Below are 15,000 nucleotides of genomic sequence, written 5' to 3'. Positions count from 1 at the left end.
GTGGACTACCAGGGTATCTAATCCTGTTTGCTACCCACGCTTTCGTGCCTCAGCGTCAGAACAGGCCCAGGAGGTTGCCTTCGCCATCGGTGTTCTTCCAGATATCTACGCATTTCACCGCTACACCTGGAGTTCCGCCTCCCTCTACCGTTCTCTAGTCCATCAGTATCGGCCGCAATTCCCAGGTTGAGCCCAGGGCTTTCACAACCGACTTAACGAACCGCCTACGCACGCTTTACGCCCAGTAAATCCGATTAACGCTTGCACCCTCTGTATTACCGCGGCTGCTGGCACAGAGTTAGCCGGTGCTTATTCTGTCGGTACCGTCAAGACTCCACGTATTAGGTGGAATTTTTTCTTCCCAACTTAAAGTGCTTTACAACCCGAAGGCCTTCTTCACACACGCGGCATTGCTGGATCAGGCTTTCGCCCATTGTCCAATATTCCCCACTGCTGCCTCCCGTAGGAGTCCGGACCGTGTCTCAGTTCCGGTGTGACTGATCATCCTCTCAGACCAGTTACGGATCGTCGCCTTGGTGAGCCATTACCTCACCAACTAGCTAATCCGACGTAGGCTTCTCCAAAAGCGTGAGGTCTTGCGATCCCCCACTTTGCTCTTTCGAGATCATGCGGTATTAATCCGGGTTTCCCCGGGTTATCCCCCACTTAAGGGCAAATTCCTACGTATTCCTCACCCGTCCGCCACTAGAGTATTGCTACTCCCGTTCGACTTGCATGTGTTAGGCATGCCGCCAGCGTTCAATCTGAGCCAGGATCAAACTCTCCAATTAAATTTAAATCTTAAATTTAAGCTGGATGGCAACTCAACGTTCCAGGAAAGAACGTCTTCGCTGCCAGTAAGAGTTATCAACACTTGCTCTCTTACAACTAAGGCTTACGTTGATACTCCGTGATGCTATGGCTTCCGCCACGCACCGGGAGCACCCACACAAATCACTTGCTTACTTGTTAAAGATCAGGCTGTTCGGCTTCGCTTCGTTTCGCGTTTCCGTGCAGCAGGGAGGCGAATTATAGGGGGGTTTCCCGGGGTGTCAACACTCTCGTCCAAAGTTTTTTCGGGGGGCACCCTCAAACCCTGCAAAAACCCATATGGATAAAGGGTTTTCGAGCCGTACAAAAAGTGTCAAAAAACTTCCGGAGGGGGTTAAAGCACCCCCCGTTTTGCGCAAAAATCCGCGAAACCGTCATCGAAAAAATCGAAAAAAATCTTCAATCCGTCAAAAAAAACTTGCCGGGGGCTGCGCTTTGCTCAAATTTTGGCCAAAACCGGACCGTTTTGCTTGCCCGGGTGCGGGAGAGGGGGTCCGAGGGGCGGATTTTTTGCGCGGGAAGCGTTTTTCGGCGTGCGCCGGCCTGTCCGCATGCGCGCTGGCCGCTACAGAGGGCATTCCACGGCGCAGTTGCTGCGCCTCGTGGCCCCATAGGCGCTGGCGCGGCCTGTAGAGGGGCCTGAGTCGCCCCGTGGGTTTCCGGGGAGAAGGGCACGCTGATGGAGCAGTCCTCTCCCCTGGCCCCGCTCCCGCCCTACGGGGACTCCCTGCGACCACACGCGGGAGCGCGTAACGATCCCGGGAGGATGATCGCAGTGGACTGATTGCGCCCTGGAAACGACAAAAGCCCCGGACAGGATCCCTGTCCGGGGCTTTTGCGTGATTGCCGCCCGTTATTGCGGGTGCGATGGGGCGCCAGACGTCTCAGCCTGCCTTCAACACGACCCTGGCGTATTTGCGCGGACCCACCTGGAGCAGGTGGCTGGCGCCCGGCGCCAGCAGCAGGGCGCGGTCTTCCACGCGCTGGCCGTCGATGCGCACGGCTTTCTGCTCGATCATGCGGTTGCCCTCGCCGTTGCTGGCCACCAGGCCCGCTTCCTTGAGCACGCGGGCCAGGGACAGGCCCTCGGGCGGGGCGGCCAGGGTGATTTCGGGGATGTTCTCGGGCAGGTTGCCCTGCGAGAACTGGGCGATGAAGGCGGCCTTGGCCCGTTCGCCGCTGCCGGGGCCGTGGAAGCGGTCGACGATCTCGATGCCCAGGGCCATCTTGATATCGCGGGGGTTGGCGCCCTCCCGCACCGACTGGCGCAGGCCGGCGATGGCGGCCAGCGGCAGGAAGCTGAGCAGGTCGTAGTAGCGCCACATCAGCGTGTCCGACACCGACATGAGCTTGCCGAACATGTCCTGCGGCGGGTCGTTGAGGGCGATGTAGTTGCCCAGGGACTTGCTCATCTTGTGGACGCCGTCGAGCCCCTCGAGGATCGGCACGGTCATGATGCACTGCGGCTTCTGGCCGTTGACGCTCTGCAGGTGGCGCCCCACCAGCAGGTTGAATTTCTGGTCGGTGCCGCCGAGTTCGACGTCGGCCTTCAGGGCCACGGAATCGTAGCCCTGCAGCAGCGGATACAGGAATTCGTGGATGGCGATGGGCTGCCCTTCCTTGTAGCGCTTGGAGAAATCGTCGCGCTCCAGCATGCGGGCCACGGTGTGCTGGGCGGTGAGCCGCACCATGCCTTCGGTGCCGAGCTGGTCCAGCCAAGTGGAGTTGAAGGCGATGGTGGTCTGGTCCGGATCCAGGATCTTGAACACCTGCTGCTTGTAGGTTTCGGCGTTGTCCTGCACCTGCTCGCGGGTCAACGGCTTGCGGGTTTCATTCTTGCCGGTCGGGTCGCCGATCATGCCGGTGAAGTCCCCGATCAGGAAGATTGCCTCGTGCCCGGCGGCCTGGTAGGCACGTAATTTGTTTAACAAAAGGGTATGGCCGAGATGCAGGTCCTTGGCGGTGGGATCGAATCCGGCCTTGATGCGCATGCGGGTGCCGTCCCGCGTGGCGGCGGCAAGCCTGGAACGCAGCTCATCGTGGGGGATGATCTCGTCGGTGCCGCGCGCGATCTCGGCGAAGATTTCTTCAAAACCTTGGGTCATGGTTGAGCTTTTGGAAGCAAGTGACTCGTATTAGGCCGATTTTTTGGCCTTCAGGGATTGCCAATCGGGGAGAATTATGTTTTCGTTACGTCAGACGCGGCCGATCCGACCATTCCAACCAGAACCATCTGGCCGTCTAAGTCTGCAGCCAGTGGGCGCAGTTCATTGTTCAAATCGGAAGCCGTATGTCGAATTATAGCCCCGCCGGGGGGACCGTCCCCTCCTCGGCCCGTCGTATCGTAGTGATCTGCGGCTTCCTCGCCGCCTCCGCTGCGGCTTTTGTTTACTACCACCGCGACAGCGCGCTGGACCAGGAATCCGTCGGTTCGGTCCAGGCGGTCGCCTCGGACGGCCAGGAATACCCGGTGGCGCGCTTCGACTCGGTGATCAGTTCCGCCGTGAACGAGGCGCTGACCGTGCCGCCGGCCACCGAGTGGACCACGGTGTCGGTGAAGTCCGGGCAGAGCCTGTCCAACATCTTCGACGATGCGCACCTGCCGCCCGAGGACTGGATGGCGATCACCAAGCTGGGCGGCGACTGCGCCCAGCTCAAGCGCATCAAGGCCGGCGACCAGCTGCGCCTGCGCGTCGCCAACGGCGAACTGCAGGAACTGGTCTACCCGCTGGACGAGCTGCGTACGCTGAGCGTGCGCCGCGGCGACAACGGCTTCGAAAGCGCCACCCTGTCGGCCTCGCTGGAGCGGCGCAGCACCGAGGCGGTGGGCACCATCGAGAATTCGCTGTTCCTCGACGGCCGCAAGGCCGGCCTCAATGACCGCATGATCCTGCAGTTCGCCGACCTGTTCGGCTACGACATCGATTTCGCCCAGGATCTGCAGGAAGGCGACCGCTTCTCGGTGGTCTACGAGGAACTCTACAAGGACGGCAAGAAGCTGCGCGACGGCGACATCCTTGCCGCCGAGTTCAGCAACAACGGCAAGACCTACCGCGCGGTGCGCTTCGTCGCCCCCGACGGCACCAAGGCTTACTACACCCCGGCGGGCCTGTCGCTGCGCAAGGCCTTCATCCGCACGCCGGTGGATTTCACCCGCATCAGCTCCGGCTTCACCCTGCACCGCTGGCACCCGATCCTCAACCGCATGCGCGCCCACACGGGCACCGACTACGCGGCGCCGATCGGCACGCCGGTGCACGCCTCCGGCAACGGCAAGGTCGAGTTCGTCGGCCAGAAGGGCGGCTACGGCAATGTGGTGGTGCTGCGCCATGGCAACCAGTACGAGACGATTTACGGCCATCTGTCGCGCTTCCAGAAGGGCCTGCACGCCGGCGCCACCGTGCAGCAGGGCCAGGTCATCGCCTTCGTCGGCATGACGGGCCTGGCCACCGGCCCGCACCTGCACTATGAATTCCGCATCAACGGCATGCCGGTGAACCCGGAGAAGATCACGCTGCCACGCGCCATGCCGCTGGAACCGCGCACCCTGGCGCAGTTCCGCAGCAGTTCCGCGCCGCTGGTCGCCGCCCTCGATTCGATGGACGCCAAGCAGGGCGTGGCCGAGGCCACCACGGTGCAGCCGGCCGCGTCGCGGGCCACCACCGCCACGCCGTAGGACGCTGCATCCCGTGCTCGTTCTCGGCCTGATGTCGGGCACGAGCATGGATGGCATCGACGCCGTCCTCGCCGGGTTCGAGGACGGCCGCTTCAAGGGCCTGCGGGCCACCCACCACCTCGAATACGCCGCGCCCCTGCGCGCGCGGCTGCTGCAGGTCGCGCGCAGCGACGCCGCCCTGAGCCTGCGCGAGCTGGCCACGCTGGACATCGCCGTGGCCGACCGCTTCGCCGAGGCGGCGCTGGGCCTGCTCGCCACCGCCGGGATCGAGCCCGGGGCGGTGAGCGCCATCGGCAGCCACGGCCAGACCGTGTTCCACGATACTTCGGCGCAGCCCTGGGCGACGCAGCAGCTGGGCGATCCCAGCCGCATCGCGGCACGGACCGGCATCGCGACCGTGGCCGATTTCCGCCGCAAGGACGTGGCCCTGGGCGGCCAGGGCGCACCGCTGGTGCCGGCCTTCCACCATGCGCTGTTCGCCAGCGGGGATGAAGCGCGCTGCGCGCTGAACATCGGCGGCATCGCCAACGTCACCCTGCTGCCCGGCACCGACGCGGCGCGGGTGCGCGGCTTCGACACCGGGCCGGGCAATGGACTGATGGACGAGTGGTGCGAGCGGCACCTGGGCCGGCCCTACGACGCCGATGGCGCCTATGCCGCCAGCGGCCGTTGCCATGAGGGATTGTTGCGGACATTGCTGGAAGATCCGTATTTCGCGCAGCCTCCGCCGAAAAGCACCGGCCGCGGCTATTTCCAGCTGTCCTGGGTGGAACAGCGCTACCCGATGCTGGACACCCTGGCGCCAGCCGACGTGCAGGCGACCCTGGCGGAGTTGACCGTGCGCAGCATCGCCGCGGACATCCTGGCCCATGCGCCGGGAACCCGGCGGGTGCTGGTCTGCGGCGGCGGAGCCCGCAACGGCCATCTGATGCGACGCCTGGGCGCGGCCCTGCCCGGCTGCGCGGTGCAGGCCAGCGACGACTACGGGCTGGATGCGGGCTGGGTGGAGGCGGCAGCCTTTGCCTGGCTGGCGGTGCGGACGCTGGCCGGGTTGCCGGGCAATCTGCCGGGAGTGACCGGGGCTTCGCGGCTAGCGGTGCTGGGCGGCGTTTTCAGGCCCTGAGCGATTGCGCCAAAGAAAAACCCCCGGCTACTGCGTAGCCGGGGGTTTCGATGAATCGGCCGCGCCAGCGCGCGGCCAGGGCATCAGACCGAGAACGAGGAGCCGCAGCCGCAGGTGGTGGTGGCCTGGGGGTTGCGGATCACGAACTGGGCGCCGTTGACGTCGTCCTTGTAGTCGATCTCGGCGCCGGTGAGGTATTGCAGGCTCATCGGGTCGACCAGCAGGGTCACGCCGCCGTTCTCCACCCGGAGATCGCCGTCCTCGACGTTTTCGTCGAAGGTGAAGCCGTACTTGAAGCCGGAGCAGCCGCCGCCGGTGACGAAGACGCGCAGCTTGAGATCCGGGTTGCTCTCTTCGTTCAGCAGCTCGCGCACCTTGGCGGCGGCCGAACTGGTGAAGATCACATCGGACTGTTCCGCTTCCGCGGCCACTGCTTCGTTCATGCCCATGACACTAGACTCCGTTGCAACGGACGCTCAGGCTGGCTTGGCCCTGCGCCCGTCCTGAATTTCCAGCACGGAGGAATCCGACTTGGATTCGCCCGGCTTATGGTGGGTCAACGCGGCCACCGGTTCGTTGCCCTCATACAGCAGCTGACCGTTGATCATCGCGCCCGGTTCCATCTGTAGCACTTTGTAGTATACGTTACCGGTGACCCGGGCCTTGGCGGCCAGGGACAACTTCTCGGTGGCGCGGACGTCGCCGATCACGGTGCCGTTCAGCATCATGGTGGGGACGCGCACATCGCCTTCAATAGCGCCGCTCTCGCTCACCGACAGGTGGGCGGACTTGTCCGCGCCCAGGGTGGTGACGCCGCCCTTGATCTTGCCGTCCACGTGCAGGCCGCCGGAGAAGCGCACATCGCCCAGAACTTCCGTCTGCCGCCCGATCAGAGTATCCACCGCCCCTCCCTTGCTGCTGCTGCCGCCGCTGTTGCTGCTGGCATTGTTCGAACCCAAGAAACCTTTCATGACCGCCCCTCCTGCATGATCTTGCCCCAGTCGTAGTCGTCGTCGATCCGCGGCGTGCCCTCGCCCTGCACCGTCACCGTGGCGCGCAAGGGTTTGAAGCCGTCGGGGAAGCGGAAACTACCGCTGAACTCTTCAAAATACTTGAAGGAAAATACCAGATTTTTGTTACCGTCAGTGACCAGATCGGCCAGTTTTAGGGACTGTTTGGTACTGCCGCGGAAGCCCTCGAAAGTGACATTCAGTTCACCATCGACGCGCTTGTCGTGGCGCACCGACTGGATCAGCACGAGGTCGTACTTGTAGACGCCCGGGGAGGCGTCCTTGGCCGCTGGGCTGTAGACCTTGAACTCGAACACGCGCACCCCGGCCTGGGCTTCGGCCGGCGAGACGATGCCGCGGTAAAAGGACAGCTGCGAGCGCAGGTCGGCGGATTCGGCCTGCAGCGAGGCCAGGGACAGCTTGACCGTGCTGCAGGCGCTGTCGTCGATCTGCTGCGAGCGGCTCAGGTAGGCCGCCTGGTCCTTGAGCTGCTGGTTCTCGGACAGGGCGGCGCGCAGCTTCTGCGACATCTGGCGGTTGTCGTCGCGCAGCCGGTCGCGCTCCAGCTGGGCGCGCTCGAAGTCGGAAACGGTATGGGCGCGGGTGTAGCTGTAAAGGCCCCAGCCGCCCAGCAATACCGCCGCGGTGATACTGCCGACGATGATCCAGCGACGCCACGGCCGATGCTGGGCGATGACGATTTTATGCTTGGTATTCAACGTGTTGTATGGTTCAAGGCGCGATCGGCGGGGCGTCGAGAGCGGTCTGTTCGTCGCAGTCGAACATCAGGTTGAAGCACTGCACGGCCTGGCCGGCGGCGCCCTTGGTCAGGTTGTCGATCACCGACAGCACCACCACCGTATCGCCGCCGCCAGGGCGGTGCACCGCCAGGCGGCAGGTGTTGGAGGCGCGCACCGAGCGCGTCTCCGGCTCGGTGCCCGCCGGCAGGACATCGACGAAGGGCTCGCCACGGTAGCGGCTTTCGAACAGGGCCTGGAGGTCGGTTTCGGGATGGGTCAGCCGCGCATAAATCGTGGCCTGCATGCCGCGGATCATGGGGATCAGGTGCGGGATGAAGGTGAGGCCCACGTCGGCACCCGCCACGGCGGACAATTCCTGCACGATTTCAGGCAGGTGGCGATGGCCGGCGACGCCATAGGACTTCAGGTTGTCGGAGGCCTCGACGAACATCGAGCCGAGCTTCAGCTCGCGCCCGGCGCCGCTGACGCCGGACTTGCAGTCGGCGATGAGCGAGCCGCGATCGACCACACCCGCCTCCAGCAGGGGCAGCAGGCCCAGCGAGACGGCGGTGGGGTAGCAGCCGGGATTGCCGACGACGCGGGCCTTGGCGATCTCGTGGCGGTGCAGTTCCGGCAGGCCGTAGACCGCCTCGGCCAGCAGGTCCGGGCAGGCGTGCTCGTGCTGGTACCAGCGCTTGTAGACCGCCGTGTCCTTGAGGCGGAAATCGGCCGACAGGTCGATCACCTTGACGCCGCGCTCGACCAGGGCCGGCGCCATGCCCATGGCGGTACCGTGGGGCGTGGCGAAGAACACGGCGTGGCAGCCGGCCAGGGCTTCGATATCCGGGGCGGTGTAGCTGACATCGCAGAAGCCGCGCAGCTGCGGAAACAGGGCATCGGCGCGCTTGCCGGCTTCCTGTCGCGAAGTCAGGACCTTGACCCGGGCCCGGGGATGCCGCGCCAGCAGGCGCAGCAGTTCGGCGCCGGTGTAACCGGTGCCTCCGACGATTCCAACCTCGATGACATTGCTGCTCACGGCGCGACTCTCAGGGGGCCCGGCCATTGCGGGCCTGGGCAGTTCGGGGGACAGAATGATAGCTTGTGCGGCAAATCCCGTTTAACCGTGCATTGAAACCGCCATGCTCTGGATCAAGGCTTTACACGTCATTTTCGTGGTCAGCTGGTTCGCCAGCCTGCTCTACCTGCCGCGGCTGTTCGTCTACCACTGCGATGTGAGCGACGAGGCCGGGCATGCGCGCTTCGCCACCATGGAGCGCAAGCTGCACGGCATCGGCAACATCGCCATGCTCGGCACCTGGATTTTCGGCATCTGGCTGCTGACGCTGGAGCCGGCGTTCCTGCATATGGGCTGGCTGCACGCCAAACTGACCCTGGTGCTCCTGCTCAGCGGCTACCAGGGCTGGCTCAAGGGCAACGTGCGCAAGTTCGCGGCGCGCCAGAACACCCGCAGCCCGCGCTTCTGGCGCTTCATGAACGAGGTGCCGGCGCTGTTCCTGGTGGCGATCGTGATCCTGGTGGTGGTGAAGCCGTTTTAGAGGCGAGAAAGTATTGGGCCGGGCGAGGCCGTGGCAAGCTTTTGCTGTTGCGCCCCTTCCCTCTCGCCTAACGCCTCATGAGCCCTCTTCCGGCTTCATCTGCGACTGCTGGTAGTTCTGCAGGCCGACGCGCTCGAGCAGGCCGAGCTGGGTCTCGATGAAGTCGATGTGCTCTTCCTCGCTTTCCTGGATGTCGACCAGCAGCTCGCGGGTGACGTAGTCCTGCACCGTCTCGGCGTAGGCGATGGCTTCCTTGTACAGCGGATGCGCTTCGCGCTCTCGGCGCAGATCACATTGCAGTACCTCGGCGACGTTTTCGCCGATGTAGAGCTTGCCCAGGTCCTGCAGATTGGGCAGGCCTTCGAGGAACAGGATGCGCTTGATCAGGCGATCGGCGTGCTTCATCTCGTCGATCGATTCTTCGTATTCGTGCTTGCCCAGCTGCACCAGGCCCCAGTTATTCAGCATGCGGGCATGCAGGAAGTACTGGTTGATCGAGGTCAGCTCGTTGCGCAGGGCCTGGTTGAGGTAATCCAGTACTTTGGGGTCGCCGCGCATGAGCCATCTCCTGGTCCGTTGATTTTCAGGAGTCTACCCTGCGCCGGCAGGGCGCACTAGGCAAGCGCCGACGCGCTTCAGGCCGCCGCGGTCAGCTGGTCCAGGCGCAACGGCGCCTGGTTGCGGCATTCGTTGATGAGCTGCCGCGCTTCCGGCACGCAACGGCCGCAGACGCTGCCCACGCCCAGCCGGTCCTTCAATGCGCGCATGGTGCAGGCACCCTGCTCCACGGCACTGCGGATCTTGCTGTCGGATACGGCGCGGCAAACGCAGACGTACATCGAAGGGCACCAGGAAGCTTTAGCGATGCTCTATTTGATCGCGAATGATAATGATTGTCAATTAGTTAAAAACGACTCAACACTCCGCCGCCGCGCGGGGCCCGGCCACCCCGCTCAGGATCCGGAAGTCTGCGCCGGAACGTTCTGCGCGGCGGCCTCGCGGGGCGGCAGGCCCAGCAGGGGCGCCAGCTGGTTGAGCGCCTCCTGGTAGACGCCGCGCTTGAAGGCCACCACTTCCTGCACCGGCTGCCAGAAATCGACCCAGCGCCAGCCGTCGAACTCGGGATGGCTGGTGGCGTTGAAGTGCACCAGGCATTCCTCGCAGTTCATGCGCAGCAGGAACCACTTCTGTTTCTGGCCGATGCATACCGGGTGGCGGCCGCGCCGGATCAGGCGGCTGGGCAGGCGATAGCGCAACCAGTCGTTGGTCACGCCGAGCAGGCTGACGTGTTCGGGCTTGAGGCCCAGCTCTTCTTCCAGCTCGCGATACAGCGCCTGCTCCGGCGTTTCGTTGCGCTGGATGCCGCCTTGCGGGAACTGCCAAGCGTCCTGGCGGATGCGCTTGGCCCAGAGCACCTGGGCGGAGGCATTGGCCAGAATGATGCCCACGTTGGGACGAAACCCATCCGCGTCAATCACTTTGTATGACAGTAATAAGTCGGTATTGACCCCGATTCTTTCATGCGGCGATGGCCGCGGCAATGGTGGAAAATCAGCTATGCCGCGAGGTTTGGGCCAGGCCAGGCCCGGACCTGCGGACAAATACTCTCCATTTCCACCTCCCGGCGCCCCTTTCGTGACCAATCTTGCGATCTTCGACCTCGACCACACCCTGCTGGATGGCGACAGCGACTACCTCTGGGGCCGTTTCCTGGTCGAACAGGGCATGGTGGATGGGGAGTCCTACGAGAAGCAGAACCACGAGTTCTACCTGGCCTACCAGGCGGGCACGCTGGACATCGACGCCTTCGCCGCCTTCTCGCTCAAGCCCCTGACCCGGTACGAACCGGAACAGCTTTACGCCCTGCGCCAGCGTTTCGTGCGCGAAAAGATCGAGCCCTGCGTCTCCGCCGGCACGCCGGAGCTGCTGCGGCGCCACCGCGAGCAGGGCGACACGCTGATCATCACCACCGCCACCAACCGCTTCATCACCGAGCCGATCGCCGCGCTGCTGGGCGTGCCGAACCTGCTGGCCACCGACCCGGAAATGCTCGACGGCCGCTACACCGGCCGCCTCAGCGGCCACGCCAACTTCCGCGAGGGCAAGGTGCTGCGCCTGCGCGCCTGGCTGGAGCAGCACCGCATCCTGCCCGCGCACTCCACCTGCTACAGCGATTCCCACAACGACCTGCCGCTGCTGGAATTCGCCGATACGGCGGTGACGGTGGATCCCGATCCGACGCTGCGCGCGGAGGCGCAGAAGCGCGGGTGGGCGGTGATCAGCTTGAGGGCGGCTTAGAAGCTCGGCGGCCCGGCAGGAACGGACGCAGCGTTTCGAGGTGTTTCGGGTGTTCCTGTCGCAAAAGCGCTTCGCTGCAAAACTGGTGATCGGCGTAGACGAAGCCTGGCGTCACCACCTCGGCTACCAATGCGTGGCTGGCGCCTTCGATCAGCTGCGAGGCTTTCCAGCAGCTGCCGGGCACGACCAGGAAACGGCCGTCCTCCGCGCCATTGCCCAGGCGCACGCGGCGCAGCTCGCCGTCCGCATCCAGCAGCAGGTATTCCACCGGGCCGCCGTCGAGGAAGAAGTGCAGGATGTCGCTGCGGTTGCGGTGCAGGAAGCCGCGCGGCTCGGCCTGGTCCAGCAGGTAGTAGATCGAGGTGGCCAGCGGACGTTCGCCGGTAACGCCGAGATGCGTCGCCGTAGACGTGTAGATGCGTTTGAAATACCCACCCTCCGGGTGCGGCTCAAGCTCAAGCTTTGAAATCCAGTCCGATCCGCTCACGGTTCCAGCCGCTGGATGCGCCAGTTGCCGCCGGCCCTCGTATACAGCAGCCGATCATGCACGCGGTTGGCACGCCCCTGCCAGAACTCGATGGTCTCCGGCACCACGCGGTAGCCGCCCCAGTAGTCCGGCAGCGGAATGTCCTGCCCGGTGAACCGCTGCTCGGTGGCGGCGAGGCGCGCGTCCAGCTCCTCGCGCTTTTCCAGCAGGCGGCTCTGGCGCGAGGTGTAGGCGCCGATCTGTGAACCGCGCGGGCGGGTGTGGAAATAGTGGTCGGACAGTTCGCGGGGGACGCGTTCGACGCGGCCTTCGATGCGCACCTGGCGTTCCAGCCGGTCCCACCAGAAGGTCAACGCCGCCTCGGGCCGGGCGGCCAGTTCCTCGCCCTTGCGCGAATGGTAGTTGGTATAGAAGGTAAAGCCGCCGTCGTGCAGGCCCTTGAACAGGACGATGCGCAGCGAGGGACGGCCTTCAGCCGAGACGGTCGCCAGGGACATCGCGGCGGGCTCGAGCACGCCGGCGGCGCCGGCATCGCCCAGCCAGCGCTCGAATTGCGCCAGCGGGTCCGGCAGCAGGTCGGCGTCGTTCAACGGGGGATTGCGCTCGTATTGGGCCATGTGAAAGTTATATGGGGCAAAATAGGGTTCTGCAATACGCCGATTTTGCCGGAATTCCCCCATGTCCACCTTTAAAGCCCTGCGCGTCCACCAGGTCGAGAAGTCCTTCCAGAGCCGGCTGGAGCAGATCCAGCTATCCGACCTGACGCCGGGCGAGGTGGTGATCCGGGTGGCCTATTCCTGCCTCAACTACAAGGACGCGCTGGCTGTCACCGGCAAGAGCCGCATCATGCGCGCCATGCCGCGCGTGGCCGGCATCGACCTCTCCGGCGTGGTGGAAAGCAGTGCCGATCCGCAGTACAAACCCGGCGACAAGGTGCTGGTGACCGGTTGCAATGTCGGCGAACTGCTCGACGGCGGCCTGGCCGAATACGCCCGCGTGCCGGCGGAGGCGGTGGTGCCGCTGCCCGCGGGCCTGAGCCTGTCCGAGGCGATGGCGCTGGGCACCGCCGGCTTCACCGCCGGCATGGCGTTGCGGCGCATGCTGGAAAATCACCAGGCGCCGGAACATGGACCGATCGCCGTCACCGGCCCCACCGGCGGCGTCGGCAGCGTGGCCATCAGCCTGTTCAAGAAGCAGGGCTTCACGGTCGCCGCCATCACCGGCAAGACCACGCCGGAATCCGAGAAATACCTGCGCATGCTCGGCGCCGATGAAATCGTCGACCGCAACACGCTCGAACTCGGCAGCAAGCCGATGGAAGCCGCGCGCTGGGGCGGCGCCGTGGACAACCTCGGCGGCGACACCCTCGCCTACCTGACGCGCACGGTGAAGCCCTGGGGCAACATCGGCAGCGTGGGGCTGGCGCAGGGCTTCGGCCTCAACACCACGGTGATGCCTTTCATCCTGCGCGGCGTCAGCCTGCTCGGCATCCACTCGGTGGAAATGCCGCGCGCCTGGCGGCTGCAAATCTGGGAGCGGCTGGCCAGCGACTGGAAGCCGGCGCAACTGGCGCAGATCGCCAACCGCACCATCTCGCTGGAGGAAGTGCCGGCGGCCTGCGCCGAACTGATCGCCAGCCAGGTGCTGGGCCGCACCATCGTGCGCATCGGCGGCGATTCCTGAGACCACGATGAGCGCACACAGCCACACGCATGACGACCACGCGCACGATCATGACCATGACCATGACCATGGCCACGCGCACAAGCCCGGGAAAAAGAAGGGGCACGATCACGGCCACGGCCATCACCACGGACATGCCCACGGCTCCAGCAACGAGCGCCGCCTGACCTGGGCCCTGATCCTGGTCGGCGTGTTCATGGTGGTGGAGGTGGTGGGCGGCATCCTGGCCCACTCGCTGGCGCTGATCGCCGACGCCGGCCACATGCTGACCGACTCGGCCTCGCTGGTGCTGGCGCTGTTCGCGCTGCGTGTCGGCAGGCGGCCGGCGGATGAAACCTACTCCTACGGGCGCCAGCGTTATGAAGTGCTGGCGGCCTTCGTCAACGGCCTGGTGCTGCTGGCGCTGAGCGTGTGGATCCTGATCGAATCGGCACGGCGCCTGTTCGAGCCGCAGACGGTGCAGGGCCCCGTGATGCTGGTGGTGGCCGGGGTCGGCCTGCTCGCCAACATCGCCACCTTCCTGATCCTGCGCGATGGCGAAGACAACCTCAACATGCGCAGCGCCGTGCTGCACGTGCTGGGCGACCTGCTCGCCTCGGTGGCCGCGATGGTCGCCGCCCTGGTCATCATCTACACCCACTGGATGCCGATCGATCCGCTGCTGTCGGCACTGGTGTCGCTGCTGATCCTGCGCGGCGGCTGGCGCGTCACGCGCGAGTCCGCGCACATCCTGCTGGAAGGCACCCCGCCAGGCATCGAGATCGAGGAGGTTTCCGCCGACGTCATTGCCCAGGTGCCGGGCGTCAGCGGCGTGCATCATCTGCACGTATGGTCGCTGACCGATGCCAAGCCGATGATGACGCTGCATGCCGTGATCGCCGAGGAGACCAACCAGGACACCGTGCTGGCGGCGATCCAGAAGCGCTTGAGCGAGCGTTTTGGGGTGGTGCATGCGACGGTGCAGATCGAGCGGGGCGGGTGTGTGGCGGAGGTGGATGATGGATGTCATGCGCATGGAGCGGCGGTTGCGAAGGGCTGAGGCCCGGGTGCCGCTCCGGTCGCTGGCTCGTCCGGCTTTCTTTTCGCCCTTGCTCTGAGATCTTCGCGTACGCGCTTGCGCGCGAGGCATTGGAGTCGCAGATTGAAATTACGGTTCCGCCTTGAAGGCGGGGCACTTTCTTGTCTCCGGTGACAAGAAAAGTAACCAAAGAAGCGCCGCCCCGGAGCCTGCGCCCACATTTCGTTTTCGAGTTCATCCTTGCCGTCCCTGGCGAGACTTCATTGCTGTTACCCACCCCCGGCCCGGCCATCCATGGCCGGGCGTTCGGGCCTGTTGGAGTGACATTGAGTCACTCCAACAGGCCCTCACCCTGCGCTTCTCGCCCGCGGCGGGGGGAACGTCAAAAGCGCAAAGCAACGTCAAAAGCCGGAGTGTCGCTCTTGGGCGCTCCTTCTCCCTCTGCGTCATCCCCGCGCAGGCGGGGATCCAGTTTTCCCCGGCCCCTTTCCAGAGGAAAAGGAAAAGCGCTCACCGCATGCGTGCCAACAAAAAACCTTGGCACACATGGCACACATGGCACGCATGGTGAAAAACAG

General features: G+C 64.7%; 16 protein-coding genes and 1 rRNA gene (1 of these 17 only partly in view). 6 read left to right on the top strand and 11 right to left on the bottom strand.

What is annotated here, in order from left to right; genetic code table 11:
- Window positions 1-791, bottom strand: a 16S ribosomal RNA gene (locus BP26_RS0120085); it reaches 735 nt to the left of the window's first position.
- A gap of 924 nt (window positions 792-1,715) precedes the next feature.
- Entirely contained in the window at window positions 1,716-2,936 is a 1,221-nt protein-coding gene (gene tyrS / locus BP26_RS0120080; protein WP_029922352.1) for a tyrosine--tRNA ligase, read from the bottom strand.
- Between the two features lie 185 nt (window positions 2,937-3,121).
- Here tyrS and BP26_RS0120075 point away from each other — a divergent pair, with 185 nt between their 5' ends.
- Together BP26_RS0120075 and BP26_RS0120070 are read left to right on the top strand one after the other, a co-directional pair.
- Complete coding sequence (locus BP26_RS0120075) at window positions 3,122-4,507, top strand: OapA family protein (protein WP_084183270.1); 1,386 nt, start codon at window positions 3,122-3,124, stop codon at window positions 4,505-4,507.
- A gap of 4 nt (window positions 4,508-4,511) precedes the next feature.
- Window positions 4,512-5,630, top strand: coding sequence for an anhydro-N-acetylmuramic acid kinase (locus BP26_RS0120070; protein WP_436233356.1), 1,119 nt, complete (start codon window positions 4,512-4,514; stop codon window positions 5,628-5,630).
- Between the two features lie 83 nt (window positions 5,631-5,713).
- On the opposite strand, the gene erpA is transcribed toward BP26_RS0120070, so the two are convergent.
- The 4 genes from erpA to argC are packed head-to-tail and all read right to left on the bottom strand — an operon-like array spanning window position 5,714 to window position 8,416.
- Entirely contained in the window at window positions 5,714-6,073 is a 360-nt protein-coding gene (erpA, locus tag BP26_RS0120065; RefSeq protein ID WP_029922349.1) for an iron-sulfur cluster insertion protein ErpA, read from the bottom strand.
- Window positions 6,074-6,106: 33 nt separating this feature from the next.
- Complete coding sequence (locus tag BP26_RS0120060; protein WP_029922348.1) at window positions 6,107-6,601, bottom strand: bactofilin family protein; 495 nt, start codon at window positions 6,599-6,601, stop codon at window positions 6,107-6,109.
- Window positions 6,598-7,359, bottom strand: a complete 762-nt coding sequence (locus BP26_RS0120055) for a DUF6776 family protein (RefSeq protein ID WP_029922347.1) — start codon at window positions 7,357-7,359, stop codon at window positions 6,598-6,600. Before BP26_RS0120055 ends, BP26_RS0120060 begins: the two co-directional genes overlap by 4 nt.
- A 13-nt stretch (window positions 7,360-7,372) precedes the next feature.
- Entirely contained in the window at window positions 7,373-8,416 is a 1,044-nt protein-coding gene (gene argC / locus BP26_RS0120050; RefSeq protein ID WP_029922346.1) for an N-acetyl-gamma-glutamyl-phosphate reductase, read from the bottom strand.
- 103 nt (window positions 8,417-8,519) lie between these two features.
- Between argC and BP26_RS0120045 the strand changes: the two genes are divergently transcribed.
- Complete coding sequence (locus tag BP26_RS0120045) at window positions 8,520-8,936, top strand: CopD family protein (protein WP_029922345.1); 417 nt, start codon at window positions 8,520-8,522, stop codon at window positions 8,934-8,936.
- Window positions 8,937-9,011: 75 nt separating this feature from the next.
- Here BP26_RS0120045 and bfr read toward each other — a convergent pair whose 3' ends face one another.
- The 3 genes from bfr to BP26_RS0120030 all read right to left on the bottom strand — a co-directional run bounded on the left by bfr (window position 9,012) and on the right by BP26_RS0120030 (window position 10,414).
- Window positions 9,012-9,494 (bottom strand): bacterioferritin, encoded by a 483-nt coding sequence (gene bfr / locus BP26_RS0120040; RefSeq protein WP_029922344.1) that lies wholly within the window; start codon window positions 9,492-9,494, stop codon window positions 9,012-9,014.
- 77 nt (window positions 9,495-9,571) lie between these two features.
- Window positions 9,572-9,775, bottom strand: coding sequence for a (2Fe-2S)-binding protein (locus BP26_RS0120035; RefSeq protein WP_029922343.1), 204 nt, complete (start codon window positions 9,773-9,775; stop codon window positions 9,572-9,574).
- Between the two features lie 114 nt (window positions 9,776-9,889).
- Complete coding sequence (locus tag BP26_RS0120030; RefSeq protein ID WP_029922342.1) at window positions 9,890-10,414, bottom strand: RNA pyrophosphohydrolase; 525 nt, start codon at window positions 10,412-10,414, stop codon at window positions 9,890-9,892.
- A gap of 157 nt (window positions 10,415-10,571) precedes the next feature.
- Here BP26_RS0120030 and BP26_RS0120025 point away from each other — a divergent pair, with 157 nt between their 5' ends.
- The gene (locus BP26_RS0120025; protein WP_029922341.1) at window positions 10,572-11,234 is read left to right on the top strand and encodes a histidinol-phosphatase; all 663 of its coding nucleotides are present in this window, start codon (window positions 10,572-10,574) and stop codon (window positions 11,232-11,234) included.
- Here the strand turns inward: BP26_RS0120025 and BP26_RS0120020 are convergent.
- Window positions 11,215-11,721, bottom strand: a complete 507-nt coding sequence (locus tag BP26_RS0120020) for a cupin domain-containing protein (protein WP_029922340.1) — start codon at window positions 11,719-11,721, stop codon at window positions 11,215-11,217. The genes BP26_RS0120025 and BP26_RS0120020 overlap by 20 nt on opposite strands.
- Window positions 11,718-12,338: a pyridoxamine 5'-phosphate oxidase gene (pdxH, locus tag BP26_RS0120015; RefSeq protein WP_029922339.1), complete on the bottom strand. Its 621-nt coding sequence runs from the start codon at window positions 12,336-12,338 to the stop codon at window positions 11,718-11,720. The genes BP26_RS0120020 and pdxH overlap by 4 nt, the downstream gene beginning before the upstream one ends.
- Before the next feature lie 61 nt (window positions 12,339-12,399).
- Here pdxH and BP26_RS0120010 point away from each other — a divergent pair, with 61 nt between their 5' ends.
- A complete protein-coding gene (locus BP26_RS0120010) occupies window positions 12,400-13,404 on the top strand; it encodes a YhdH/YhfP family quinone oxidoreductase (RefSeq protein ID WP_029922338.1) in 1,005 nt (334 codons plus the stop codon).
- 7 nt (window positions 13,405-13,411) lie between these two features.
- On the top strand, window positions 13,412-14,443 hold the full coding sequence (locus BP26_RS0120005; RefSeq protein ID WP_029922337.1) for a cation diffusion facilitator family transporter: 1,032 nt from the start codon (window positions 13,412-13,414) through the stop codon (window positions 14,441-14,443).
- Window positions 14,444-15,000: the final 557 nt, after the last annotated feature.

The organism is Nevskia soli DSM 19509, from assembly GCF_000711955.1.
In the GTDB taxonomy this organism is placed as follows: Bacteria; Pseudomonadota; Gammaproteobacteria; order Nevskiales; family Nevskiaceae; genus Nevskia; species Nevskia soli.
This window is presented reverse-complemented; position numbering and strand designations above follow the sequence as displayed.

Bases quoted from the DNA above. Each gene is read 5' to 3' on its own strand.
- BP26_RS0120075 (WP_084183270.1), top strand. From the start codon at position 3,122: ATGTCGAATTATAGCCCCGCCGGGGGGACCGTCCCCTCCTCGGCCCGT.
- BP26_RS0120005 (WP_029922337.1), top strand. From the start codon at position 13,412: ATGAGCGCACACAGCCACACGCATGACGACCACGCGCACGATCATGAC.
- tyrS (WP_029922352.1), bottom strand. From the start codon at position 2,936: ATGACCCAAGGTTTTGAAGAAATCTTCGCCGAGATCGCGCGCGGCACC.
- BP26_RS0120060 (WP_029922348.1), bottom strand. From the start codon at position 6,601: ATGAAAGGTTTCTTGGGTTCGAACAATGCCAGCAGCAACAGCGGCGGC.
- bfr (WP_029922344.1), bottom strand. From the start codon at position 9,494: ATGCGCGGCGACCCCAAAGTACTGGATTACCTCAACCAGGCCCTGCGC.
- BP26_RS0120010 (WP_029922338.1), top strand. From the start codon at position 12,400: ATGTCCACCTTTAAAGCCCTGCGCGTCCACCAGGTCGAGAAGTCCTTC.
- erpA (WP_029922349.1), bottom strand. From the start codon at position 6,073: ATGAACGAAGCAGTGGCCGCGGAAGCGGAACAGTCCGATGTGATCTTC.
- pdxH (WP_029922339.1), bottom strand. From the start codon at position 12,338: ATGGCCCAATACGAGCGCAATCCCCCGTTGAACGACGCCGACCTGCTG.
- BP26_RS0120035 (WP_029922343.1), bottom strand. From the start codon at position 9,775: ATGTACGTCTGCGTTTGCCGCGCCGTATCCGACAGCAAGATCCGCAGT.
- BP26_RS0120045 (WP_029922345.1), top strand. From the start codon at position 8,520: ATGCTCTGGATCAAGGCTTTACACGTCATTTTCGTGGTCAGCTGGTTC.